The 23,871-nt window shown below is 71.4% G+C and carries 22 protein-coding genes; 7 read left to right on the plus strand and 15 right to left on the minus strand.

Features of this window, described 5'->3' with window-relative positions; translation table 11 throughout:
- Positions 1-6: 6 nt before the first annotated feature.
- The 8 genes from ABZS37_RS30500 to ABZS37_RS30535 form a co-directional block, all read right to left on the minus strand.
- On the minus strand, positions 7-561 hold the full coding sequence (locus ABZS37_RS30500) for a dihydrofolate reductase family protein (protein WP_355174679.1): 555 nt from the start codon (positions 559-561) through the stop codon (positions 7-9).
- Between the two features lie 73 nt (positions 562-634).
- Entirely contained in the window at positions 635-1,177 is a 543-nt protein-coding gene (locus ABZS37_RS30505; RefSeq protein ID WP_355174681.1) for a hypothetical protein, read from the minus strand.
- Positions 1,178-1,199: 22 nt separating this feature from the next.
- Positions 1,200-3,869 (minus strand): carboxylate--amine ligase/circularly permuted type 2 ATP-grasp protein, encoded by a 2,670-nt coding sequence (locus ABZS37_RS30510; RefSeq protein ID WP_355174717.1) that lies wholly within the window; start codon positions 3,867-3,869, stop codon positions 1,200-1,202.
- Positions 3,870-4,303: 434 nt separating this feature from the next.
- Positions 4,304-5,677, minus strand: coding sequence for a cellulase family glycosylhydrolase (locus ABZS37_RS30515; protein ID WP_355174683.1), 1,374 nt, complete (start codon positions 5,675-5,677; stop codon positions 4,304-4,306).
- Between the two features lie 144 nt (positions 5,678-5,821).
- A complete protein-coding gene (locus tag ABZS37_RS30520; protein WP_355174685.1) occupies positions 5,822-6,580 on the minus strand; it encodes a maleylpyruvate isomerase family mycothiol-dependent enzyme in 759 nt (252 codons plus the stop codon).
- A 203-nt stretch (positions 6,581-6,783) separates the two neighbouring features.
- Positions 6,784-7,266 (minus strand): SRPBCC family protein, encoded by a 483-nt coding sequence (locus ABZS37_RS30525; protein ID WP_355174687.1) that lies wholly within the window; start codon positions 7,264-7,266, stop codon positions 6,784-6,786.
- On the minus strand, positions 7,263-7,613 hold the full coding sequence (locus tag ABZS37_RS30530; RefSeq protein WP_355174689.1) for a metalloregulator ArsR/SmtB family transcription factor: 351 nt from the start codon (positions 7,611-7,613) through the stop codon (positions 7,263-7,265). Before ABZS37_RS30530 ends, ABZS37_RS30525 begins: the two co-directional genes overlap by 4 nt.
- A 76-nt stretch (positions 7,614-7,689) precedes the next feature.
- The gene (locus tag ABZS37_RS30535) at positions 7,690-8,109 is read right to left on the minus strand and encodes a GNAT family N-acetyltransferase (RefSeq protein ID WP_355174691.1); all 420 of its coding nucleotides are present in this window, start codon (positions 8,107-8,109) and stop codon (positions 7,690-7,692) included.
- 128 nt (positions 8,110-8,237) lie between these two features.
- Between ABZS37_RS30535 and ABZS37_RS30540 the strand changes: the two genes are divergently transcribed.
- Positions 8,238-9,215: an aldo/keto reductase gene (locus tag ABZS37_RS30540; protein WP_355174693.1), complete on the plus strand. Its 978-nt coding sequence runs from the start codon at positions 8,238-8,240 to the stop codon at positions 9,213-9,215.
- Positions 9,216-9,254: 39 nt separating this feature from the next.
- On the opposite strand, the gene ABZS37_RS30545 is transcribed toward ABZS37_RS30540, so the two are convergent.
- Both ABZS37_RS30545 and ABZS37_RS30550 read right to left on the minus strand, forming a co-directional pair.
- Positions 9,255-9,998, minus strand: a complete 744-nt coding sequence (locus ABZS37_RS30545; protein ID WP_355174695.1) for a DUF2071 domain-containing protein — start codon at positions 9,996-9,998, stop codon at positions 9,255-9,257.
- A gap of 37 nt (positions 9,999-10,035) precedes the next feature.
- Positions 10,036-11,202 (minus strand): winged helix DNA-binding domain-containing protein, encoded by a 1,167-nt coding sequence (locus ABZS37_RS30550; protein WP_355174697.1) that lies wholly within the window; start codon positions 11,200-11,202, stop codon positions 10,036-10,038.
- Between the two features lie 227 nt (positions 11,203-11,429).
- Here ABZS37_RS30550 and ABZS37_RS30555 point away from each other — a divergent pair, with 227 nt between their 5' ends.
- A complete protein-coding gene (locus ABZS37_RS30555; RefSeq protein WP_354994381.1) occupies positions 11,430-11,891 on the plus strand; it encodes a DUF5709 domain-containing protein in 462 nt (153 codons plus the stop codon).
- 63 nt (positions 11,892-11,954) lie between these two features.
- On the opposite strand, the gene ABZS37_RS30560 is transcribed toward ABZS37_RS30555, so the two are convergent.
- Positions 11,955-13,535 (minus strand): DHA2 family efflux MFS transporter permease subunit, encoded by a 1,581-nt coding sequence (locus ABZS37_RS30560; protein WP_355174699.1) that lies wholly within the window; start codon positions 13,533-13,535, stop codon positions 11,955-11,957.
- A 441-nt stretch (positions 13,536-13,976) separates the two neighbouring features.
- On the opposite strand from ABZS37_RS30560, the gene ABZS37_RS30565 reads away from it, so the two are divergent.
- On the plus strand, positions 13,977-14,831 hold the full coding sequence (locus ABZS37_RS30565; RefSeq protein WP_355174701.1) for a helix-turn-helix transcriptional regulator: 855 nt from the start codon (positions 13,977-13,979) through the stop codon (positions 14,829-14,831).
- Here ABZS37_RS30565 and ABZS37_RS30570 read toward each other — a convergent pair.
- Positions 14,788-15,603, minus strand: a complete 816-nt coding sequence (locus ABZS37_RS30570) for an AraC family transcriptional regulator (RefSeq protein WP_355174703.1) — start codon at positions 15,601-15,603, stop codon at positions 14,788-14,790. The genes ABZS37_RS30565 and ABZS37_RS30570 overlap by 44 nt on opposite strands.
- Positions 15,604-15,652: 49 nt before the next feature.
- Here ABZS37_RS30570 and ABZS37_RS30575 point away from each other — a divergent pair, with 49 nt between their 5' ends.
- On the plus strand, positions 15,653-16,075 hold the full coding sequence (locus ABZS37_RS30575) for a DUF2000 domain-containing protein (RefSeq protein WP_354991913.1): 423 nt from the start codon (positions 15,653-15,655) through the stop codon (positions 16,073-16,075).
- 91 nt (positions 16,076-16,166) lie between these two features.
- On the opposite strand, the gene ABZS37_RS30580 is transcribed toward ABZS37_RS30575, so the two are convergent.
- Together ABZS37_RS30580 and ABZS37_RS30585 are read right to left on the minus strand one after the other, a co-directional pair.
- Complete coding sequence (locus tag ABZS37_RS30580; protein WP_355174705.1) at positions 16,167-18,701, minus strand: ABC transporter permease; 2,535 nt, start codon at positions 18,699-18,701, stop codon at positions 16,167-16,169.
- Entirely contained in the window at positions 18,698-19,456 is a 759-nt protein-coding gene (locus ABZS37_RS30585; RefSeq protein WP_355174707.1) for an ABC transporter ATP-binding protein, read from the minus strand. The genes ABZS37_RS30580 and ABZS37_RS30585 overlap by 4 nt, the downstream gene beginning before the upstream one ends.
- 146 nt (positions 19,457-19,602) lie before the next feature.
- On the opposite strand from ABZS37_RS30585, the gene ABZS37_RS30590 reads away from it, so the two are divergent.
- The 3 genes from ABZS37_RS30590 to sthA all read left to right on the plus strand — a co-directional run bounded on the left by ABZS37_RS30590 (position 19,603) and on the right by sthA (position 23,304).
- Positions 19,603-20,805 carry a histidine kinase gene (locus ABZS37_RS30590; RefSeq protein WP_355174709.1) on the plus strand — a complete coding sequence of 401 codons (1,203 nt, stop codon included), beginning with the start codon at positions 19,603-19,605 and terminating at the stop codon, positions 20,803-20,805.
- Positions 20,802-21,440, plus strand: a complete 639-nt coding sequence (locus ABZS37_RS30595) for a response regulator transcription factor (protein WP_355174711.1) — start codon at positions 20,802-20,804, stop codon at positions 21,438-21,440. Before ABZS37_RS30590 ends, ABZS37_RS30595 begins: the two co-directional genes overlap by 4 nt.
- 460 nt (positions 21,441-21,900) lie before the next feature.
- Positions 21,901-23,304 carry a Si-specific NAD(P)(+) transhydrogenase gene (gene sthA / locus ABZS37_RS30600; RefSeq protein WP_355174713.1) on the plus strand — a complete coding sequence of 468 codons (1,404 nt, stop codon included), beginning with the start codon at positions 21,901-21,903 and terminating at the stop codon, positions 23,302-23,304.
- Positions 23,305-23,365: 61 nt separating this feature from the next.
- Here sthA and ABZS37_RS30605 read toward each other — a convergent pair.
- Positions 23,366-23,871 (minus strand): cellulose binding domain-containing protein (locus ABZS37_RS30605; RefSeq protein ID WP_355174715.1); only part of this gene is annotated, 506 nt, incomplete at its 5' end.

Raw genomic sequence — 23,871 nt, forward strand, 5'->3', positions numbered from 1 at the left:
CCCTGGTCAGGCCGTCGTCTTCGGCGCGTACGAGGCCACGATCACGCCGCTCTTGTGCACCCGGGTGTCGACCAGATCGAACGACGCCTTGAAATCGGTCAGCGGCACCGTCAGGTTGGTGCCGCCCTCCAACACCGGGTGGATCCAGAACCGGACCTCGTCCACCAGGCCCGCCCGGATCAGCTGCGCGGTGACCGAGCCGAAGCCGTACTGGATGATGTTCCTGCCCTCCTGGGCCTTGAGCGCGCTGACCGCCTCGACCAGGTCACCCTGGAGCACCTCCGTGTTGTTCCAGGTGGGGTCGGTCAGGGTGGTCGAGGCGACGTACTTCTTGACATTGTTGAAGTAGGCCGCGCCCGTGTTCGGGTCGCTCTCGTCCATCCTCGGCCAGGCGACGGACATGCCGTCGTAGGTGGCCCGGCCCATCAGCATCGCGTCGGCCTCTTCGGTCTGGGCCCCGGCGAGGCTGGCGGCCTCCTCGTCGAAGTACGGCGACGTCCACATGGGGTTCTCGATGACGCCGTCGAGGGTGAGGTAGGTCGAGTTGATGAGCTTGCGCATCGGAATCTCCTGGGTGTCGGTCGTGTTCTCCGGTGACATCCAGAACTCTGCCGAATCCCGCTTACGATTCGCTTCAGGTGTCCTTGTCCAGGCTCGAAAGCGGGATGGGCAGTGCCTGCGCGTCCGCCGTGCCGCCTCCGGTCGAGTGCGCCGGCGCGGGGCGTTCGCCGGTACGACTGTGCAGCCGTCCGCGCCCCGCCGGCCCAGCCCGGCGGGTCACCTCGACGGGCACCATCCGCACCGGCAGTGGCGGCGCGGTGAAACGCCCGACGCCCCACCGCACCCAGATCGGAATCCGACCGGCGTCCGCCTCCGCGCGTAGTTTCTGCACCGTCCGGGCCCGGTCGGTGTGGTCGACCTCCACCACCACCGGCGGGCCGTCGGGGCGGGCGCACGCCACGTCGAGGACCGAGTGCCGCTGCTCCAGCGGCGGTGGCAACGGCAGCACGCTGGGCGCGCGCCGGTAGACCCGCCAGCCCTGGGCCTCGGCCCACCGCACCACCGAGTCGATCACCCGCGCGGTGACCTCGTCGGTGTCCAGGTCGACGAAGGTCAGGTCGGCCAGCCAGCGACCCAGTTCGGCGGCCAACCGCTCGCCCTGTGCCGTGACCTCCACGGGCGCAGGATAACGCCTCGGATTACACCGACGTCTGCTCGGCTCCGCCGAGCAGCCAGGTGTCCTTCGACCCACCACCTCGCGACGAGTTGACGATCATGCTGCCGGCGGGCGCCACCCGGGTCAGCGCCACCGGTGCCACCTCGGCCTTCTCACCGAGGAAAACGAAGGCCCGCAGGTCGACGTGCCGGGGCGCGAGAGCCGTGCCGTCGAAGACCGGGTGGGTGGTCAGCGAGATCATCTCCTGGGCGATCCACCGATGCGGGGCCGCGAGGATCTGCTCCCGGACGGCGTCCAGCTCCTCCGCCTCGGCCCGGGGGCCGATCACCACCCGGTCGCCGCCGTACCCGTCGACCGGCTTGAGCACCAACTGGTCGAGCCGGCCCAGCACCTCGGCGCGCTGCTCCGGCAACCCACACAGGTACGTCGGCACGTCCCCAAGCAGAGCCTTCTCGCCCAGGTAGTACTCGATCAGCCGGGGCACGTACGCGTACAGCGCCTTGTCGTCGCCGACGCCGTTGCCCAGCGCGTTGGCCAACGTGAGCCGCCCGGCGTGCACCGCGGCGAGCAGCGGCCAACCCAGCGGCACCCCGTCGGCGCCCGGCGCGTGCAGCAGCGCCTCCTCGTCCATCCGCAGGTAGATCACGTCGACCTCACTGCGGCGGCCCTCGCGGACCAGCCGGACCCGGCCCTCCTCCACCAACAGGTCGCTGGTCTCGGTCAGCGGCACACCCATCTCGTCGGCGAGCAGCCGATGCTCGAACCATGCGGGATCACCCCGGCCGCTGCTGAGCACCACCACGGCCGGGTCGTCGACCGCGGCGGGCGCGGCGGCGACCAACGCCCGGTACAGCATCGCCGGCGTCTCGTCGGCGGGCAGCAGATCCTCCGGCACCGGCAACTCCGGCAGCACGGCCTGGGTCAGCCGACGGTTCTGCACCGCGTATCCGATCCCGGAGGGCACCCGCAGGTTGTCCTCCAGCACATACCAGCCTCCGGCCGGGTCGCGGACGAGATCAGTTCCGGACACCTGCGCCCGGGTGCTACGCCGTCCCATCAGCGCCCCGGTGGGGCGCAGCCCGGGTGAGGACTCCACCACCCACGCCGGCACCACGCCGTCGGCAACCACGGCCCGGTCCGCGTAGACGTCACGCAGGAACGCGTCGAGGGCGCGGGCGCGCTGCACCAGGCCGGTGCGCAGCGTCCGCCAGTCGGCGGCGGGCACCACCCGGGGCACCAGGTCGACCGGGAAGAGCCGGGTGCTCGCCTCGCCGGCCACGCTGAAGGTCACCCCCCGGGCACGCTGTTCCTCGTCCCGGTCGTGCTCGCGCTGACGAAGCGTGCCGGCGCCGAGTTGGCGCAGGGCGGCCAGCATCGGGCCGTACGCCGGCTCCGGCCCGCTCGGGCCGAAAACCTCGTCGGCGGCATCGGCGTACGTGGGCAGCGTCGGCAGTGTCCGCACGCCGGGCAGCGGCCCCCGGCCCCGGCCCCGGGTCTCGTCGAGCAGCAGGTCGACCACGTCGGCCAGCCGACCACGCCGCTCATACGCCCGCCGCTGCCGCGCCGCGGAGCTGCCCCGCTCCAGCGCGTACCGGGTCAGCTCGCGGATCTGCTCCCAGTCGCCGATCGCCTCCAACTGCGGGCGCAGGTCGGTCACCAGGCGGCGGACCGCCTCGGCGGCCGGCACGGGTCGGGCCGACCGGGGCAGGTCGAGCAGGTCACCCTCCAACCCCGAGCGGGCCGCCCGCCACACGGCCGCGCGCAGCACCGGCGGCCGAACCGCCGTGCGCTCCACTCCGGCGCGCAGCGCGGCGACCTCCCGCCGCACGAGCGCCCGGAACAGGCCGGTGAGCAGGACGATGGTCTCCACATCGGAGTTGGCGTCGGTGACCCGCAGCTCGACCGTGGGCACGTGGGCCGACGGCCGCACATCGAAATAGATCATCTTTGGGTCGGTGATGGTGCCCGAGGAGATCAGCTCGGCGACCAGTGCCTCATGGTCCGCCGCGCTGGTCACCTCGCCCGGGTCACCCGCCGTGGGCCAGCGCTGCCAGACCAGCGAGCGGACGCTGGCGTAGCCGCTGTCCTGACCCATCCAGTACGGCGAGCTGGTGGAGAGGGCCAGCAGGACCGGCAGCCACGGCTGGACCCGCCGGGTGACCGCCACGGCCAGGTCCCGGTCGGTCACGCCCACGTGCACCTGCGCGCCGCAGATCAGCTGTTCCCGGGCGAGCATCTGATACTCGTCGAGCATCCGCCGATAGCGCGAGGTGGGGGTGACGCTCGGGTCGCCGTCGGCGCGCAGCGGCACCGTACCGGCCGCCACGATGCCGAGCCCGGCCCGGTCGGCGACCTGCACGGCCAGTTGGCGCAGCCGGGTCAGCTCGGTGCGGATCTCGTCCAGGGTGCGGCAGACCGCGGTGTTGGTCTCCACCACGCTGCGGTGCAGCTCAGCGGTGAAGGAGTCGGCCGGTAGGCGGTCGAGCAGTTCTCCGGCCCGCGGCACCAACTCTCGGGTGTGCAGGTCGACGACGTGGAACTCCTCCTCCACGCCGATCGTGGCCAGATCCGCCGGGTCGCCCTGGTCCAGTGGAACGACCGGGTTGGGGCGGGGCGTGGGCAGCGTCCGGCCGTTGCCGGACCGGCCCATCGGCCCTTCGAACGTCGGCGCGTTCGTGGTGTTGTCGGCCATGGTCACCCCGGTTCGCGTGTCGGTGGCTTCGACTGTCCGACGAGCGTTCCCACGGTTGGTACCGGGCGCGTTTCCGGTGCGTTAAGGTGACGCGCCGTTCTGCCCCGGGCCGCTCAGCGATATGGGCGTCGGCAGCAGGGGGCCGTCATGGTCGGCGCGGAGCACGCGGCGCCGGCCGACGGCGGATCTTCGCGCACGTCGCAACTCGACCACCGGCGCCGGCGTCACGCTGATCGCCCCGCCCCCGCCGCGGTCCAAAGCGATATACCTCAGAGGTATTTGTATGACTCACAGGTATAACGCCTACCGACACGTTGGCCCTGCGGGGGCTGCCCGTACGTCAACACGGGATCGGCGATGTCGGGGTGTCCCGCCGACCCAGACACCCCGACATCGCCGACCTGGAGTTGATCACAACCCGAGAAGGGCTCGGGTCACCTCATGTTCGCCACCACGAACGGCGCGTGGCCGTGCAGGTAGTTGGTCCACCCGCCGGTCACCGGCGCGCCAGGGCTGAGCAGGTTGGTAGTGTCGGTGCCGACGTCGAGCTTCCACGCCGTCCAGGAGATGCCGTTCGCCTTCATCCAGTCGATCCAGGACTGCGCCTCCGGCAGGCACGCCCGGCCGTCGAGGCCGCCATCGGCGTGGCTGGCACCCCACTCCGTGACGAACAACGCCAGGCCCGCGCGGATCGCGGCGTCGCCCTTGGCGCGCAGCGACGCCCCGTGGGTGCACGAGTAGAAGTGCAGTGTGTACATCAGGTTGGTGCCGGCGACCGGGCTGGCCGCCGCGGCATCCACGTCCTGCGACCAGGTCGGGGTGCCGAGCACGACGATGTTGTCCGGGTCGGCGGCACGGATCGCGGACACCACCGCCTGGTGGTACGGCTTGATGACGCTGGTCCAGCTCACCTGCAACGGCTCGTTGTAGGGCTCCCAGATGACGTTGGGCAGGTTGCCGTAACGGCGAGCCAGGTCACCGAAGAACGCCACCGCCTGGGACTGGTTGTTCTGCGCCTCGTGCGCGTGCCAGTCGACGATCACGTACACGCCGGCGGTGACCGCGTTGTTGATGATGGTCTCCACCTGCGTACGCGCCTTCACCGGGTCGCTCAGGTACGCGCCCGCCGGCTCCACACCCATGGCCGCGCGGATCACCTGGAGGTTCCAGTTGTCGCGCATCCAGGTCAGCGCGGAGAGGTTCTCGGCGTACGGGGCGGTTTCCCAGTTGAGCCACATGCTGCTGATGCCGCGCAGCTGGACCCGCGCGCCGTTCTTGTCGCACATGGCGGTGCCGCAGACCCGCAGTTGCCCGTACCGCTCAACCGGGGTGCCGGAGGTCGGCGGCGGCACGGTCGGAGTGGGCGTGGGGGTGGTCGGTCTGGGCGTCGGGGTGGTGGGGGTGGGCGTCGGAGGCGGGCCGCCGGCGCAGGACGCGCCGTTCACCGTGCAGTTCGCCGGGGTGCCGGAGCCGTTGACGAGGAAGCCGAACGAGGTCGAGGCGCCGGCGGCAAGTGTCCCGTTCCAGGACACGTTGCTGAAGGTGTAGTGGCTGCCGGAGGTCGACTGCTGCGCGTTCCACGACTGGCTGACGCTTGAGGACGACGGCAGGTCGAACTCGACCCGCCAGCTGGTGATCTGTGTGGAGGTGTTGTTGGTGACGGTGACCTGGCCCTGATAGCCACTGCCCCAACTGTTCGTCACGGAGAACACGGCGGTCGCCGCGCTGGCCGGTGTGGCGACCATCGCCACCACAGCGGCGAGCAGGCCGGCGACGGCCATAGTCGTGACAAATCTCAGTTTGCGCATGCTGAACCCGCTTCGGTCGATCGATGGTGATGGACTGAGGCGGGGCGGCGCCTACGGTCGACCCTATCGATCTTTACCTATTCGGCTCAAGGTCGGGCGGCTGATTTCCCGCTGGCCGGGAGCTGGGGCTAAGCCGTCAGCTCCCTACGTCGCGGTGACGATGCAACGGCGCAGCTGTGCCACCGCCTCGGGTGAGCCCTGCACGGTGACGCCGCTCGGCTCACCAGGCAGCTCCCGACCCCACACCCAGCGCAGCAGCGCCGCGGGCGGGCCGGTCACGGTCACGTCGGCGGCATCAGTCGCGCCGTCGGTCACGCTGAACAACCCCGGTCCGGTCCGCACCGACCACGCCTGCTCGTCGGCGCGCAGCGTGTACGTCCAGCCGGGTGAGTCGGCCAGGATCTCGGTGAAGAAGTCGGCCCACTCGGCGACCGAATACTCCACGAACACCCGGAGCAGCTCGTCGACGCCGTCCACGGCGAGGTCATCCGGGATGGGGGCGACCGGCACCCCGACCCCGAGCTCCGCGTCAATGCGATGGATGACCGTTTCCTGCGCCATCCGGCGGATCCAGAAGCCAACGGTCTGGCCGGGCTCGTACCAGGAGCCCGCGGTGTCCTTCGGGTCGTGGGTCGCGAACTCGGCCAGGAGCGCCGCGTACGCCCGGTCGAGCAGGGCCAGCGGCTCCTCGGCTGCCAGCTCCGCCGGCGGCCACGGCTCGGGCTCGGCGCCGTCCCGGATGGCCAGGGTCTTGTGCAAATAGACCTCGCCGACATGGCGGGTCAGGTCGGCGACACTCCAACCGGGGCAGCTGGGCACCGCCGAGGTGAGGTCGGTCGGGGCGACGGCGCGCAACCGGGCGAAGTCATCCGCGAGGCAGGCGAGGAATCGGGAAGGCTCCATGCCGGACAGTTCAGCACACCCCACCGACACCCTCGGAGCACCGCGTCCGCCGTCTGGCGCTGACACCCGTTGCGCCGCGCAACCGCGCCACCGCCGCCGCGCCACCGCCACCGCCACCGCGCCACTGCCGCCGACCACGATCGTGGCCGGCGTGTGGGCCAGAGCAGGGCTGGCCGGCCCTGGGTAAGGTAGGCGGGCGGCGGTCAGCGGGAATTCATGAGGTCGACCAGTTGGTCCAGCGCCGCGCCCCAGCCCTGGTGGAAGCCCATCTCCTCGTGCGACTTCTTCGCCGACGCGTCTGCGTGGATGGCGATGGCGGTGTACTTCGTGCCCGCGCCGTCCGGCTCGATCCGGACCACCGCGGTGAACGGGAAGCCGTCCTCGGCGATCTGCGGACGGAAGCCGGGACCCAGGCCGGAGGTGAAGACCAGCGTCGAGCCCTCCTCGGCCACCAGGATGCAGCCGCTGCTCGGGAATTCCTCGCCCTCGGGCGAGCGCATGGTCGTGTCGAACCTGCCGCCGGGCCGCAGGTCGATCTCGCAGGCGACGGTCGACCAGGGCTTCGGGCTGAACCACTGCACGATCAGCTCAGGCGTGGTCCAGGCCCGCCAGACCAGCTCGGGTGCCACGTCGACGGTGCGCTCCAGGACGAGGTCGAGCTCGGGGTTCACGGTGTAGGCGATCATCGCTGTTGCTCCTTCAGGTCGTAGAGAAGCGAATCGAGTTGGTCGAGACGTCGGGTCCACCGCGTGCGCTGCACGGCGAGCCAGGTGGCGAGGTGTTCGAGCGGTTGGGGCGCGAGCCGGTAGGTGCGCACCCGGCCCTTCTTTTCGGACGTCACCAGGCCGGAGTGTTCGAGGACGTGCAGATGCTGGGTGAAGGACGGCAGTGCCATGTCAAACGGACGAGCCAGGTCGCTGGTCGTGGCCGGCCCCTGGGTGAGGCGCTCGATGACCTGACGGCGCGTGGGGTCGGACAACGCGTGGAGCACACGGTCGAGTGCGCCGTCCTCCCCACCCGCATGCTTAGGCATGTGCCTAACTATGCCGGTGCACGTCACTTAGGTCAAGGCCTAAGTGAAAACCGGGGCGGTCAGACCACCCCGACGCCTACCGACCCGGGGTGACGCCCATCGGCTTGGAGCAGAGGACGTCGGGCTGGGGCACATAGCCCAGCGCCTGCCAGAACCTGAGTGCCGCCGTGTCCTTCGGCAGGACCAGCAGGTTGACCCGCGGACAACCCAACGCCGCGAACCGTCCCTCAAGGTCGGCGACGAGCAGGGTGGCGACACCCCGTCGGCGGTACGCCGGATCGACGGCCAGGCGCAGGATCATCCCGCGTCGGCCGTCATAGGTGCCCAGCACCACTCCCGCGACAGCCTGGTCAACGTCGGCGACCAGGAACAACTGCGGGTCCCGCGTCAGTTTCGCCGTCAGCTCCGAGCGGGGCAGCACGTCCCGACCCGCCGCCGTCCACAGTGCCGCCACGCGCTCGTAGTCCGGCCAACCGAACTCACGAACGCGAATCATGTCGTAGCCCCCTGCCAGTCGCGAGACGGCGAGAGTAGTCGACGCAGCCGACGCTGCTGGGCCGGGACGCTGCGTCCGTGTCACCCGCGGCGGGACGCGAAGCGCGTTCCGGTCGTAGCGTAGGACGCATGCGAACAACCACGCTGGGCAACGCAGGTCCCGAGGTCGGCGTCATCGGCCTTGGCTGCATGGGCATGACTCATGGATACGACATCACCGGCCCCCGTGACGACGACACCTCGATCTCCGTCATCCGGCAGGCACTGGACCTGGGCGCCACGCTGATCGACACGTCCGACGTGTACGGGCCGTACACCAACGAGGAACTGGTCGGCAGAGCCCTGGCCGGCGGTCACCGGGAGCGGGCTGTCCTGGCGACGAAGGCCGGCCTGGTGGTCACCTCCCCCACCGGCGGTCCCGGCAACTCCCCGAAGATCGGCAACAACGGCCGCCCGGAGCACATCCGCGCGGCGATCGACGACAGCCTGCGCCGGCTCGGCACCGACCACGTCGACCTCTACCAGCTGCACCGCGTCGACCCGGAGGTGCCCATCGAGGAGACCTGGGGTGCCATGGCGGAGGCCGTGGCGGCGGGCAAGGCGCGACAGATTGGTCTGTCCGAGGTGACGGTGGCCCAGATCGAGCGGGCCCAGGCGGTCCACCCTGTGGCGTCGGTGCAGTCCGAACTGTCGCTGTGGACGCGCGATCCGCTGGCCGAGGTGCTGCCGTACTGCGTCGCGCAGGGCATCGCCTTTCTGCCGTTCTCCCCGCTGGGCCGCGGTTTCCTCGCCGGCAGGTTCACCTCTTTCGAGGACCTGCCCGCCGACGACTTCCGCCGCGGCCTACCGCGTTTTCAGCAGGACGCGCTACGCGCCAACCTCGCCATCGTCGCCCGGGTCCGGGAGATCGCCGACCGGGCCGGGGTCAGCCCCGCGCAGGTAGCGCTAGCGTGGGCGGTCGCTCAGGGTGAGCAGGTCATTCCGATCCCCGGCACCAAGACCCCGAAGTACCTGGTGGACAACTGCGCGGCCGGCGACATCCGACTCAGCGCCGAGGACCTGGCCGACCTCGACGCCCTGCCCGCACCCGAGGGCGGCCGCTACTGACACGGCACCGACCGGGAGCGGCCACCCGGCCGTTCCCGGTCAGCCGGGCCGCCGGACCGCCACCGGCGGGCCGAACCGCACCCCGACACCGGGCGAGTAGAGCACGCTGACCGGCGGCCCGACCGGTGCCGGCAGCCCGGCGGCGGTGACCAACTCGTCGTCGAGGTGCAGCAGCTCGGCCCGGTGCAGCGGCCAGCGCGGATGCCAGTTCGGCAGGTGCAGCGTGCGGCCGTACGCCCGGGTGTGCAGCCCCCAGCGGGCGGTGACGAAGTGCTCGATCGGGGTCGGGTCGGCGATCCGCTCCCCCACCCGCACCACCATCCGGCTCGTCGTGCCCGCCGGCCCGGGCCAGCGTCGCCGGCACCGGTAGGTGCGGAGGTCACCGTCGCGGTCCACCCGCATCGACGACCAGAGGTACGGCAGACGCAGCGTCGCCCGGGCGACCAGCACCGGCACCAGGCGGGATGCGTCGAGCGACCGGAACACCACCGCTCGCCGGCCGGTGTCGTCGACCGAGTAGAGCCGGACGTTGGTCTCCCAGAATGTGCCGAAGTACGGCACCCCCGGGCCCCGGCCAAAGCCCAGCCCGACCATCCGGAAGCCGATCAGGCCGACGTAGCTGACACCGTCGACAGTGTCCGGACGAGTGCCTGCGGGCAGCAGCGGCGCGACGAGTTCCGGAGCGACGGCCCAGTGCAGGAAGGTGAGGTCCTCCCAGCGCTGCCGCAGGATCGCCCAGGGGAACGTCTGCCGGGGCGCGTAGTCGACCGGTTCGATGTCCACACACTCATCCTGACTGAGGGGATCGGCAGTAGCGGCCTCAGGCGTGCGGACCGACGCTCACCGTGCCGACGGTCAGCGAGGTTCTACCTTCCAGGATCTGGCCGACCCGTTCGACCTCCTCCTCCAACTCCCGCTGCCGACCGGCGTCGAGCGGCCGCAACGGCTCGACCGTGACGTGGATCGTGCTGCCGGAGCGGCGTTGGTGCCACACTCCGGCGACCACCCCTTCGACCAGCAGCACCGGATAGTTGCCGGCCTGTCCACGAGCCAGCGCCCGCTCGGCGGCAGTGCCGGGATAGAGCCGCTCACGCGGGTGGCAGCCGACCGCGTACGCGTCGAAGTAGGGCAGTAACCGCAACCCCGACGGCCGGTCGTCCGGAAATTCGGTGTCGCCGGCGGCCACCCACGCCGGAGTGCCCTCCACCGTCACCTCGGTCAGATCCAGTGAGCCGAACAGCCACATCGCCCACCGCAGGGGCACCGACAGCCACTGGGCGAACTGCGCCGGGGTGGCCGGCCCGTACGCGTAGAGGTAGCGGCGGACCAGATCGGCCAGCGCGGCGCGGCCGTCCATCGGCGTGAACCCGGGTAGCCAACGCGCCGGGCTGGTGTAGGTGATGGCGCGGCCCCGGTTCGGGCCGAAGCAGATCACTCCGCCCCGGGTGGCGGCAGTCATCGCCGCGATCCAGCGGGGCCACCTGTCCTGGAACGCCTCCATGACCCGCTCGCCCGCCCACGGGCCGGTGCGGGCGACGACCTCCTCGGTCAGCTCGACGGTGGTCAACTCGGCCTCGGCCAACGCATCAGCGATGGCGGCGAGGACCTGCTCGGTCTGCTCGGGGGTCAACAGGTCGCGGCTCTGCTCCCACGCCGGGGCCGGCAACGCGGTCAGCGCGCCGATCCACATCGGCAGGTCGGCGGCGGCGAGCAGGTGGACGGTCCCGCGCGGCCCACGTGTCTTGACCAGGGTGCGATCTCTCCAGAGCGCCTGGCGCACCAGAGCACGGGTGGCACCCGGGACCCGGAGCCCGACGGACAACTCGGCGGCGGAGGCGACCTGGGCGTGCGCGCCGCACATCGCGGACACCACGTCGGCGACGCCTTCGGCGTCCGGTGCCGCTGCTGATTCTGGTGACGCCGGTGCCGAGAGTGCGTGCCGCCGAAGACGCCGGGCCGACACCTGAGACCACGTCAGGTCGGTCATCGCAGGCTCCGAACGGGGGTGCTCGCGCGCGATGAAGGGGCATCCACAGGGCATGGCGTCATGCCGCCCACGCTACGACCGACGTACGTCACTTTCGGGCAGGCCTGGTCGCCCGTCACGACGCGCCCCGAGGTCCGTCCGTCACACCGGGCAGGCCTCAAGGTGCGGCGGCGTTGAACAGCCATAGGCTGGGTGTATCGCTACACCGTGACGAAGAGGAGACCACCGTGAGCCAGACCGAGCGGATGGATTCCGTTGACGAGTGGAACGTGGCAGAGGACGACGGAGTTCTGGACGCCTCCGACACCCTGGACGACGACCGGGTCGGCGATCCCCTCGACACCGGCATCATCGCCGAGGACCACTGGACGGCGGCGAACCGGTTCGGCACCACGCCCGCCGAGCAGCGGGCGGGCGAGTCTGTGGAGCAGTACCTCGCCCAGGAGGTGCCGGACGTCGACCCGTACGCCGAGGGCGGCGACGACGAGGACGAGCTGACCCGCCGGGGGTACGAGCGGGAGGCCCGCGCGGGCCGTCTCGTCGCCTACGACGAGGGCGTCCGCGAGGACGAGGAAGCCGAGTCGGTGGCGTGGGACGCCGGAATCGACGCGGGTGCCGCCAGCGCGGAGGAAGCCGCGATGCACGTGGTCGAGGACCCCGACGGGCCCGGCGACGGCCCGTTGCGCTGACGCCGGGCCCGCAACCGCCGCGCTCACCACCTCACGGGGTGCTGAGCGCGGCGGGCGGGTCGCTCAGTGGATGACGACGGGCGCCTTGACCTGCTCCGCCTGCTGGTCGTCGAGCTGCGCCGGCTGACGTCGACGCGGCAGCAGGGCGGCCGGGATGAACGTGAGCAGGGCCAGCGCGAACGCGACCCAGAACGTGGTCGCGAACGACTTGGCGGCGAAGTCGAGCCCGCGTTCGATGATCGACGGATCCACCGGCATCTGCTGGAGCAGCTCTGGCCGCTGCTGGGCGGCGATGGCCAGCCCGGCCTCGGTGACCGGCTTACCGCTGGGGTCGACCATGCCGGGGATCGGCCGGGAGCCGTTCAGCTCGTTGGTGAGGATCACCGACATCACGGCGGCGCCGACCGACCCGCCGATCTGCTGGAGGATGTTGACCAGCGTCGAGCCGCGCGCCACCTCCTGGGCCTGCAACGTCCGCAGCGCCGACGTCATGATCGGCATCATCGTGCCGCCCATGCCCAGGCCCATCACGAACAGCGACCCACCGAGCAGCCAGTACGAGGTCTGTGGGTCGACCTGGGTGAAGCCGAAGAACCCGATGACGATGAGGGCCAACGCGAACGGGACGGTGCGGCCGATCGGCACCCGGTCGGCCAGCGTGCCGGCGATCGGCATCGTCATCATCGCGCCGATGCCCTGCGGGGCCATCAGCAGACCGGCGGCCAGCGTCGACTCACCGCGCACCTGCAGGAAGTAGCTCGGGAAGAGCAGGCCGGCGCCCATGAACGCGATGATGAACACGAACAGGGTCACCGAGGCGATGGTCAGACTGCGGTTGCGGAACAGCCGCAGGTCGAGCAGTGGATGGCGGGGCTTGAACGAGTAGAGAACGAACGCCACCACCAGCGCGCCGCCGACCAGCATCGGGGCCCACACCTTGGCCTCGGAGAAGGTGCCCGCCTCCGGCAGCGACGAGACGCCATAGAGGAACAGGGCGAGGCCCGGCGAGAGCATGAGCATGCCGACGAAGTCGAACGACTCCGACGGCTCGGGAGCGTCCTTCGGAAGCGCCCTCTGCGCGTAGATCAGCGCGACGACCCCGATCGGCAGGTTGATCAGGAAGATCCAGTGCCAGCTCGCGGTGTCGATCAGCCAACCACCGAGGATCGGGCCGCCGATCGGCCCGAGCAGCATCGGAATGCCGAGGACGGCCATCAACCGGCCGATCCGGTGCGGGCCGGCCGCCCGGGTCATGATGGTCATGCCCAGCGGCATGAGCATGCCGCCGCCGAGACCCTGCAGGACGCGGTAGCCGATCAGCTCACCGATCGTGTCGGCCGTGGCGCAGAGCCCCGACCCGATCGTGAACAGGGCCAGCGCCACCATGTAGAGCCGTTTGGTGCCGAACCGGTCTGCCGCCCACCCGCTGAGCGGGATCACGGTGGCGAGCGCGAGGGTGTAACCGGTCATCGTCCACGCGACGCGCGCGTAGCTCGCGTCGAACTCACTCTGGAAGGTGGGCAGCGCCACGCTGACCACCGTGACGTCGAGGATCGACATGATCGCGCCAAGGACGACGACGCCGGCCACCTTGAGCACCGCGGCGTCGAGTTTGTCCGACGTCGCGACGGATTGCTGTGTCACAGACTCTCCTGAAGTCGATTGAGCCGGCCATGGTGGGCGGTGGCGGCGATGCCGCGCCGACCAGGCGCGGGGCGCGACGTACCGAGGCAACGAAGCGCGGAGGCAGACTATCCGCCAGGTGTGACGATTCGCCGCCGAATTTCGTGACCACCCGGCGGCGCATCCGAACGGCCCTCCGATTACAGCCGGACGTCGGGGTGTCGATCAGGCGGTGACCACCGGCACGGCGGCGGTCAGCGCCCAGTCGTGCCCGATGTCGGTGGCGGCGCGCAGCAACCTCGGGCCGGCAGGACGCCGGCCGTATCCTCCTCGCCCGCTGAGGCGGATCCGGCCCCGGCCAGGGATCCGGGCGTCGACCCGCCAGGCGGAACACCGCGGCCCGGCACGCGTGTTGCATTCAACGTGCCGGTCCACCGCCGGCGTCCGCCAATCGGAGGCACCGTGGACCGCGCCCAACTGGCCAGCTTCCTGCGTAGGCGACGGGAGGCGCTCCAGCCTGAGGACGTGGGGCTGCCCCGGGGCCAGCGCCGGCGTACCGAAGGGTTGCGGCGCGAGGAAGTCGCCGCGTTGAGCGGTATGTCCACCGACTACTACAGCCGGCTGGAGCAGCAGCGGGGGCCGCATCCCTCCGAGCAGATGCTCGCCGCCCTGGCCCGGGGCCTGCGGCTCTCCCTGAGCGAACGGGACCACCTGTTCCAGCTCGCCGGGCACGCCGTCCCGCACCGGACGGTCCGGGCCGATCACGTCAACCCGGGGATGATGCGCATCCTCGACCGGCTGCACGACACTCCCGCCCAGGTGGTGAACCACCTCGGCGAAACCCTGGCGCAGACCGCGCCGGCCATCGCCCTGCTCGGCGACGAGACCCGGCACACCGGGCTGGCGCGCAGCGCGCACCACCGCTGGTTCACCGACCCGCAGGCACGGCAGTTGCACCCGGCCGAGGACCACCAGACGCAGAGCCGGCTCCTCGTGGCGCACCTGCACGCGTCGTACACCCGCGACGGCCGGGGCTCGCGGGCCGCGGCGATCGTCGACTCGCTGCTGGCGGCGAGCCCGGAGTTCGCGCAGTTGTGGCGGGAGCACCCGGTGCCGGGCGGCTACTGCCCGTCGAAGCACTTCGTCCACCCCGAGGTGGGGCCGCTGGAGCTGCACTGCCAGACCCTGGTGGATCCCGACCAGTCGCAGACGTTGCTGGTCTTCACCGCCGTACCCGGGTCGGAGAGCGACGAGAAGCTGCGGCTGCTCTCCGTCATCGGCGCCCAGACCGTAAGGCCGGAAAGCGGGCCGGGCTGACGCCCAGGTATCGCCGGAAGTGGCGGGTCAGGTGCGCCTGGTCGAAGAAACCGGCCTCGGCGGCGGCCTCGGCGGGGCGCTGACCGGCCAGGAGTAGGCGGCGCGCGAGCTCGACCCGGCGACCGGTCAGGTACGCGTGTGGCGGCACCCCGTGCACGTGGGTGAACGCCCGGACCAGGTGGGTCGGGTGGGCGTGCAGCACCTCGGCGGCCTCCCTCAGGGTGATGCCCTCGATGGTCCGGGCGTCCAGCAGCTCACGCAGTCGGACCGCGAGGCCGCGTACGGCCGGCTGGACGCTGACCGGGGCGCGCTGGCGGAGCTGCTGGCGAAGCCGGTCCAGGATGAGCGCGAGCCGACTTTCGGCCTCGAACTCGTCTCCGGGTACGGCGAGCACCTGGTGCAGGTGGTGGATCCGGTCCCGCAGGTGCGGATCGGCCACGTCCGGCTCGTCGACCGCCCGACCGACCAGCTCGGCACCGAGCGCCGAGGTGTCGAGGTACAGGACCCGTTTGCGGAAGCCGTCCGGTGTGGCGGAGCGGCCGTCGTGCGGCACGTACGGCGGCAGCAGGGTGACCGACGTGCGCAGCGCGCCGTGCCGGTGCCGGTCGAGGTCGAACCGGACCGCGCCGTCGTCGACGATCAACAACGTCCACACGTCGTGGATGTGGCGCGGGTAGGCGTGATCCACGAAGTGGGCGTGGAAGACCTCGGCGACCCCACTTACCGCGGGTCGCCACGCGCTGACGTGCGAGCCCGTCGGGCGGGTGGCCACGCTAAGAACGTACAAGACCGGTCGGCGCCGGGCGAGCAGGCTCGATGCCATGACCGAACCGATCCGATTTTCCACCAAGATCGCCGTGCTGCTCCGCAACGACCTGGCGAGCTGGCAGCGCCTGAACGTCACCGCCTTCCTGGTCAGCGGCATCGCGAACGCCGAGCCGGAACTGCTCGGCGAGGAGTACCGCGATGCGGACGGCACCCGTTACCTGCCGATGTTCGGCCAGCCGGTGCTGGTCTTCGCGGGCGATCGGGCGGCACTGGTCGGCGCGCACTCGCGCGCACTCACCCGCGGGTTGCGTCTGTCGATCTTCACGTCTGAGCTGTTCGCCACCGGCAACGACCGGGACAACCGTGCCGCCGTGCAGGCGGTCGGTCGGGAAAAGCTCGACCTGGTGGGCCTGGCCCTGCACGCCCCACGAAACGTGGTGGACAAGGTGTTCAAGGGCACGACCATGCACCCCTGACCACGTCGGTACCCTCGGCTCGCCAACAACCCCCACTGACCGCACCCAGCGGGTCGGCGCCGAGACACTCGGCACCGACCCGCCACAGGGCTCAGCCATCGGCCCCCAGAGCCACCACCGGGCTGACCCGTGACGCCCGCCGGGCCGGCAGGACCCCGGCCAGCGCGGTCAGCACGACCAGCGTCACGAAGAGCCCGACGAGTGGCAGCACCGGCACGGTCAGCGGTGCGTTGATCCCCAGCGTCTGGACCGCCAACCAGGCGTACGGGACGCCGAGCAGCAGGCCGAGGGTCGCACCGATCACCCCGTAGAGGCCGGACTCGGCGGTCAGCATGGTGCGCAGGCCGGTCCGGGACAGACCGATCGCACGGAGCAGCCCGGACTCGCGTACCCGCTCCACCACCGAGAGCGCGGTCGTGGACCCCACGCCGACGACCGCGATCAGCACGGTCAGGCTGACCAGACCGGCCGCGATCCAGACCAGCGTGCGCACCACCTCGTCGTTACGGTCCCGTTCGTCGGCGAGCACGGCGAGGCCCACCCCGTCGCTGCCCCCGATCGCCTGCCGCAGTGCTTGCACGCCGGCCGTGCGGCCGTCCTCGCCGGAGCCGGCCGCGTCAGCCAGCAGACCAGTGTACGCCGCCGGCACACCGAGCCGGTCCAGGTCAGCGGGGTCGGTGAGGACGCCCGCGTGCAGCGGGCCGTCGCCGGGCAGCACCGCGGTCACCCGCACGTCGACCCGGCGCGCAGCGAGGGTGAGCGTGACGGTGTCGCCAGCCCGCAGACCGGTGTCCCGGGCAACCCAGCTGTTGAGCACGATCCGGCCGGGGCCACGATCGGCCAGCGTGCCCTGCGCCACGTCCAGGTCACCAGTGGTCGGCAACGCCTTCAGGTCCAGGTCGTTGGTTGGGTAACCGGACTCGACGTCGCCGAGCCTGTCGGCACCGCGCATCAACGTGACGTCGTCGATCCGCCGGTACGGCACCACCCGGGCCAACGCGCCACGCGCAGCCTCGGCCCGGGTCACGACAGCCGTCGGCAGCGTCCCACCGTTGCTGGTGACCTCGAAATCGGTCGGTGCCGAGAGCGCCATCTCGCGGTCGACGAGGACCTGCATCGACGCGCCGCCCACGACCACCCCGGAGATCAGGGTCACGCCGAGCGCGACCACGACGGAGACCGCCGCCGCCCGGCGCGGCGCCCCGCCGATCACGCCGACCGACATCCGCCCGAGCGGCCCGAGCTGGCGCAGCGGCCAACCCACCACGGCCAGCACCGGACGCACCAGCAGCGGCCCTAGGGCCACCAGCGCGAAGAACGCCAACGCGCCGGACCCGACCAGCAGGAGCAATGGCCCCGTCGGGTCGTACATCAGCTGTTCCGGCTCCGGCAGTTGGCTGACCGTCGCGACGGCGGTCAGGACTGCGCCGGCGACCAGGAGCAGCCCGAACACCAGGCGCAGGACCCCGATGCCGCGCCGGCCGGCGGTGGTGCTCGCCGTGCGCAGTGCCTCCAGTGGGGAGACCCGGGCGGCCGAGAGTGCCGGCGCCAGGACGGCCAGCACGGTGATCACGACGGCGCCGATCACCACCGCGACCGCCGCCGCCAGTGGCAGGCCCGGCGACGAGACCGCGTGGCCGGTGGAGCGCAGGATCGCCGGCAGCGCGTACCCGAGGGCGAGGGCACCGGCGACCCCGACGATGCCGGCGACCAGCCCGGTCAGGGCTCCCTCGGCGGTCAACGCCCCGACCAGGGTGCCCCGACTCGCGCCGACCGCCCGCAGCAGTGCGAGCTGTCGCATCCGCTGGGCGAAGACGATGCGGAAGGTCGAGGTGACCACCAGCGCTGCCGCGACGACCGCGATCGAGACGAACATGCCGACCAGGATGAAGAGTTGCCCGACCTCCTCGGCCGCCGCGTTGGCCTCCGCCTGGCGCACCTCGGCGCCGGAGCGGATCGGCTGGCCGCCCGAGACCGCTGCGGTCACCCGCTGGCGGATGGCCTCCGTCGACCCGCCGGGGGCCACCCGTACGTCGACGCGCTCCACGGCGTTCAGGTGCGCCCAGGAGGTCACGACCCTGTCCGGGGCGTACGCGTCGTAGCCGGCGTCGGCGCCGGGCTCGACCACGCCGGTCACGGTGAGCCGGCTGGGCGTGGTGAGTTCGCCGCCCGTGCCGTTGGTCGTGGTGCCAACCGAGAGCCCGAGCCGCTCGGCGGTACGCGGGGTGATCGCGATCTCGCCGGGCTGGTCCGGGTATCTGCCCTCGATCACCCGGACCGTGGCCAGCGGACCACTACCGGGATCGGCCTGCAGGTTGAGGTATCCCTCACCGAGGGACACCCCGATCGCCATCCGGCCCACCGCCTCGGCCACACCGGGCACGGCGCGGACGTGCGCCAACTCCGTCACGGTGGGTGGGGGCTGGTCCTGCTTGCCGACCACCAGGTCGGTGGCGGCCGGGGTGCTGCTGAGGTTGTCCCGCACGGTCCGTTCGGTGATCTGCTGCACCAGCACGGTGCCGAAGACGACGAAGGACGCGACCAGGATCGCCAGGCCCGTCAGGATCAGCCGGCCGGGCCGCCGGGCCGCCGCGCTCGTCTGGGTACGCAGCACTGTCGCCCTCACGCGCGGGCCGCCAGATCACGCAGCGCGTCGGTGACCGACACCTGGTCTGGCTTGTCGATCTCGCCAGCGACCCGGCCGTCGGCGAGCAACACCACCCGGTCGGCGTACGCGGCGGCGATCGGGTCGTGGGTGACCATGACGACGGTCTGGCCGAGGTCGCGTACCGAGTCACGCAGGATGGTGAGCACCTCCGCGCCGGAGCGCGAATCGAGGTTGCCGGTCGGCTCGTCGGCGAAGACCACCTCGGGCCGCGCCACCAGGGCCCGGGCCAGCGCCACCCGCTGCTGCTGGCCGCCGGAGAGCTCGCTGGGCCGGTGGCCCAGGCGCTGGCCGAGCCCCAACACGTCGACCAGGTGCGCGAGGAGATCAGCGTCGGGCTGCCGGCCGGCGAGATCCAGCGGCAGGGTGATGTTCTGCGCGGCGGTGAGCTGCGGCAGCAGGTTGAAGGACTGGAAGACGAACCCGATCCGCTCCCGGCGTACCCGGGTCAGCGTCCGGTCCGACTGGCCCGTCAGCTCCGTCCCGCCGAGCAGGACGCGGCCGGAGGTGGCCGTGTCGAGACCGGCGAGGCAGTGCATCAGGGTCGACTTGCCGGATCCGGAGGACCCCATGATCGCGGTGAACTCGGCCCGGCCGAAGCCGACCGAGACCCCGTCCAGGGCACGGACCGCGGTGTCGCCGCTGCCGTACACCTTCACCAGGTCGACCGCGGCGACCGCGGCGTGGCTGGTCCCCGGCGGGGCGTGGGTTGTCATTGTTCCTCCAGTGGCTGCGATGTGACTGGGGAAGCGTCGCTGCCGCCGGCCGGTGGGCGCATCGGTCCGGGGCAAGGTATCGCCGACGCGGGGTCTGCCTTTCGGCTGATCTGTCATCTCCGCCCGGCTGGCTACGCTGGGTCACGATGAACACGCCGCGATTCTCGAGATGGTGGGTACGCCTGAGCCAGCTCGCCGGCCTGGCGGCCATGGCCCTGCTCGGTCTCTTCGACCTGTCCTTCGGCCTGGTCGGCGGGATCGGCCAGGCCTGGGCCCTGCTCGCCCTGATACGGGTAGGGCTGGCCCTGGCGACCGCGCTGGTCTGGCTGCCGGTGCACCGACAGGGTTCCCGGCGATTGCCGCTGGCGGCACTCCTGGTCGGTACGGCCTCACTCACCGTGACCGTCGGTGTTGTCCTGCAGACAGTGGGGGGCACGGGTCCGATCGGCGGCAGCTGGGGGCTCGCCGAGTCCGCCGGGCTGCTGGCGGTGGTGTTCGTGGTGGCCCGACGGGGCTCGCCCCGGCTCGCGCCGTGGGCGGCGATGGTCGCCGCGCTCGCCGCCGCCGCGCTGCCGCTGCGCGCCGGCACCGAGAACGTCTACGTGATCTTCGGGTTGCTCCAGGCACTCGCCGCGGTCGGTGCCGCCGCGGTCGGGATCTACCTGCGTGTGGTCGCCTCCGGGCGGGACCGGACGATCGCGCTGGTCCGGGCCGAGCAGCGCGCCGAGTTCGCCCGGGATCTGCACGACTTCATCGCCCACCACGTGACCGGCATCGTGGTGCAGGCGCAGGGCGCCCGGTTCGTCGCCGAGCAGGACCCGCAGCGGGTGATCGTCGCTCTGGAGCAGATCGAGCGCGCGGGCGCCGAGACGATGGCGTCGATGCGGCGGATGGTCGGTGTCCTGCGCAATCCGGACGCCCCGCCGGACGCACCGCTGGCCCCGCTGGCCGGCGTGGCCGATCTGGCGCCGTTGCTGGAGGGCCACAACGGCGCGACGCACGCGCCGGCACGGCTGCACGTCGACGGGCCCCTGGACGGGCTGCCGGTGGAGGTCTCGACCTCGGCGTACCGGGTGGTGATGGAGGGGCTGACCAACACCCGCCAGCACGCACCGGACGCCCGGTCCGTGACCGTGTCCGTGCGGCGTACCCCGGATTGGCTGCTGGTTCGGGTGGCCGACGACGGCGCGACCCCGCGCACCGCGCCGGCCCGGGGGCACGGCTTCGGCCTGATCGGCCTCACCGAGCGGGTACGCGCGCTCGGCGGCACGATCACCGCCGGGCCCGGCGTCGCCGGCGGCTGGGTGCTCGACGCGGCGCTGCCGCTGCACCCGGCGGTGGTCCGGTGATCCGGGTACTGATCGCCGACGACCAGGCCATGGTCCGGACCGGCTTCGGCATGATCATCGGGGCGCAACCGGACATGGAGGTGGTCGGCGAGGCCGCTGACGGAGTCGCCGCGGTCGAGCTGGCCCGGCGACTACGCCCGGACGTGGTGCTGCTGGACATCCGGATGCCCCGCCTCGACGGCCTCGAAGCGCTGCGGCTGCTCGCCGGGCCGGGCGTCGCCGACCCGATCCGGGTCGTCGTGGTGACGACCTTCGACCTCGACGAGTACGTGCACACCGCGCTCTCCAACGGAGCCTGCGGCTTCCTGCTCAAGGACTCCGGCCCCGCGCTGCTCGTGGAGGCGGTTCGTGCGGCCGTGTCCGGCGACGCGTTGATCAGCCCGTCCATCACGGTACGGCTGTTGGAGCACCTCAGCCCGCCCGCTCCGGCGCGGGACGACGCCGGGCTGTCACCGCGGGAACTCGACGTCGTGAAGCTCGTCGCCCGGGGCCTGACCAACGCCGAGATCGCCGGCCAGCTCTTCATCGCCGTCGGCACGGTCAAGACCCACCTGGCCAGCGTGCAGATGAAGCTTCCGGCCCGAAACCGGGTCGAGATCGCCGCCTGGGCCTGGGAACGCCGCCTCGTCGGTTAGGTATCACCGCCGGCACCGTGGACCATGCCGGCCGCACCCGCTGACAAGCCGTTCACCACCTCGTTGACAGACAGCGCGGCGGCCGGGTGGGGAGGCTGGGTGGGGCGCCTTTGGAGCTGATGTCGTAAACGAATCAGCCGCGCCGGCCGGGGGCGACCGGTCCGCGGGCGCGCCGTTGCGCCCGGCCGGCGAGCGCCCAGGTCCGCCCCGCCGGCGAGCGCCCAGGTCCGCCCCGCCGGCGAGCGCGCAGGTCCGCCCGGCCGGCGATGTCGCAAACGATTCAGCTCCAAAGGCAGCGACCCACACCTCTTTCGCCGACGAAGCCGACCATCCGAAGCACGCCCGATGCGGCCTCATTGGACACTCTGTCGGCCTTTCCCACTGACCGGCCGGAGGCGGACGAGTAACGCTCGCTGCCGGGGTCTGGCGCCTGTCGCGACATCTTGCGACGCTAGCGGTTGTGTATGACTACGACCTGTTGGTGCTGGGCTCCGGACCCAGTGGTCAGAAGGCCGCGATCGCCGCCGCCAAGCTCGGCAGGCGGGTCGGCATCGTGGACCGCCGCGACATGATCGGTGGGGTGTGCATCAACACCGGCACCGTCCCCTCCAAAACGCTGCGCGAGGCCGTTCTCTATCTGACCGGGCTGAGCCAGCGGGACCTCTATGGCAGCAGCTACCGGGTCAAGGAAGAGATCACGGTCAGCGACCTGGCCGCCCGCACCCAGCACGTGATCGCCCGGCAGACCGACGTCATCCGCAACCAGCTGGCCCGCAACCGGGTCGTGATGATCACCGGGACCGGGCGCTTCGCGGATGCGCACTCGATCTGGGTCGACGGCGGCTCCGGTCGCGAGTCCAAGGTGACCTTCGACAAAATCATCATCGCCGCGGGCACCCGCCCGGCCCGTCCGGACAGCGTCGACTTCGACGACCGGACGATCGTGGACTCCGACGGGGTCATCAACCTTCAGGCCGTACCCCGCAGCATGGTCGTGGTCGGCGCCGGCGTGATCGGCATGGAGTACGCGTCCATGTTCGCGGCACTCGGCACCAAGGTGACCGTGGTGGAACGCCGCGACCGGATGCTCGACTTCTGCGACGAGGAGGTCGTCGAGTCGCTCAAGTACCACCTGCGCGACCTGTCCGTGGCGTTCCGCTTCGGCGAGGAGGTCGCCGCGGTGGAGAAGCACCAGACGGCGGCACTGTGCATCCTGAAGAGCGGCAAGAAGATCGTCGCGGACACGGTCATGTACTCGGCCGGCCGACAGGGCCAGACCGATGACCTGGCCCTCGATGCGGCCGGGCTGGAGGCGGACCGACGCGGCCGGATCAAGGTGGACGCCAACTACCGCACCACGGTGGACAACATCTACGCGGTCGGTGACGTGATCGGCTTCCCCGCACTCGCGTCCACGTCGATGGAGCAGGGCCGGCTGGCCGCGCAGCACGCCTGCGGCGAGCCGATCCGGGAGATGCACGGCCTGCAACCCATCGGCATCTACACGATCCCGGAGATCAGCTTCGTCGGGCAGACCGAGGCGCAGCTCACCGACACCTCCACGCCCTTCGAGGTGGGCATCGCCCGCTACCGCGAGCTGGCCCGTGGCCAGATCGTGGGCGACTCGTACGGCATGTTGAAACTGCTCGTCTCCCCCGACGACGGTCGGCTGCTCGGCGTGCATGTGTTCGGCACCGCCGCCACCGAGATCGTCCACATCGGGCAGGCGGTGATCGGCTGCGGCGGCACGATCGACTACCTGGTCGACGCGGTGTTCAACTACCCGACGCTGGCCGAGGCGTACAAGGTCGCGGCCCTGGACGCGTCCAACAAGATCCGCAACATCACCCGCATCGACGGCTGAGCCCCGCCCGTCGGCCGGTGCGGAGGGGGATCGAGTTGACCCTCCGCACCGGCCGATTCCGTCAGCCTGCCGAGCAGGTCGGGCTGAGGCTGCCGGCGGTGCCGTTGGCCTGGAAGCCGAACTCGGTGGACTGTCCGGCGCCGACCTGGCCGTTGTAGGCCACGTTCGTCCAGTTCGTCGTGCCGGTGTTACCGCTGCGGTTGGCGCTCCAGGCGTTGGTGACCGTCGCGCCCGACGGCAACGCGATCGTCACCGTCCAACCGTTGAGAGCCGACGAGCCGGCCGTCACCCGTACGTTCGCCACGAAGCCGCCGGTCCACTGGTTCACCGTCACCGTCGCGGTGCAGCCGCCCTGCCCCGGAGGCGGGGTCGTGGGCGGAGGAGTCGTCGGCGGCGGGGTGGTGGGCGGAGGAGTCGTCGGCGGAGGAGTCGTGGGCGGAGGGGTGCCGTTGTTCAGTGCGGCGAGGACGGCGTCGTACGCCGGCTTCTTCGCGCCGCTGCTGGTGAACAGCAACGGGGTCTGCGAGGCCCGCCACGAGTCACTGTCCCGGATACCCCACACCGTGA

The sequence above is a fragment of the Micromonospora sp. NPDC005413 genome (assembly GCF_040606435.1).
Classification (GTDB): domain Bacteria; phylum Actinomycetota; class Actinomycetes; order Mycobacteriales; family Micromonosporaceae; genus Micromonospora.

Coding starts and splice junctions, on each gene's coding strand:
- ABZS37_RS30500 (WP_355174679.1), bottom strand. CDS start 561: ATGCGCAAGCTCATCAACTCGACCTACCTCACCCTCGACGGCGTCATC.
- ABZS37_RS30510 (WP_355174717.1), bottom strand. CDS start 3,869: ATGGCCGACAACACCACGAACGCGCCGACGTTCGAAGGGCCGATGGGC.
- ABZS37_RS30515 (WP_355174683.1), bottom strand. CDS start 5,677: ATGCGCAAACTGAGATTTGTCACGACTATGGCCGTCGCCGGCCTGCTC.
- ABZS37_RS30520 (WP_355174685.1), bottom strand. CDS start 6,580: ATGGAGCCTTCCCGATTCCTCGCCTGCCTCGCGGATGACTTCGCCCGG.
- ABZS37_RS30525 (WP_355174687.1), bottom strand. CDS start 7,266: ATGATCGCCTACACCGTGAACCCCGAGCTCGACCTCGTCCTGGAGCGC.
- ABZS37_RS30530 (WP_355174689.1), bottom strand. CDS start 7,613: ATGCCTAAGCATGCGGGTGGGGAGGACGGCGCACTCGACCGTGTGCTC.
- ABZS37_RS30535 (WP_355174691.1), bottom strand. CDS start 8,109: ATGATTCGCGTTCGTGAGTTCGGTTGGCCGGACTACGAGCGCGTGGCG.
- ABZS37_RS30540 (WP_355174693.1), top strand. CDS start 8,238: ATGCGAACAACCACGCTGGGCAACGCAGGTCCCGAGGTCGGCGTCATC.
- ABZS37_RS30550 (WP_355174697.1), bottom strand. CDS start 11,202: ATGACCGACCTGACGTGGTCTCAGGTGTCGGCCCGGCGTCTTCGGCGG.
- ABZS37_RS30575 (WP_354991913.1), top strand. CDS start 15,653: ATGACCGAACCGATCCGATTTTCCACCAAGATCGCCGTGCTGCTCCGC.
- ABZS37_RS30585 (WP_355174707.1), bottom strand. CDS start 19,456: ATGACAACCCACGCCCCGCCGGGGACCAGCCACGCCGCGGTCGCCGCG.
- ABZS37_RS30590 (WP_355174709.1), top strand. CDS start 19,603: ATGAACACGCCGCGATTCTCGAGATGGTGGGTACGCCTGAGCCAGCTC.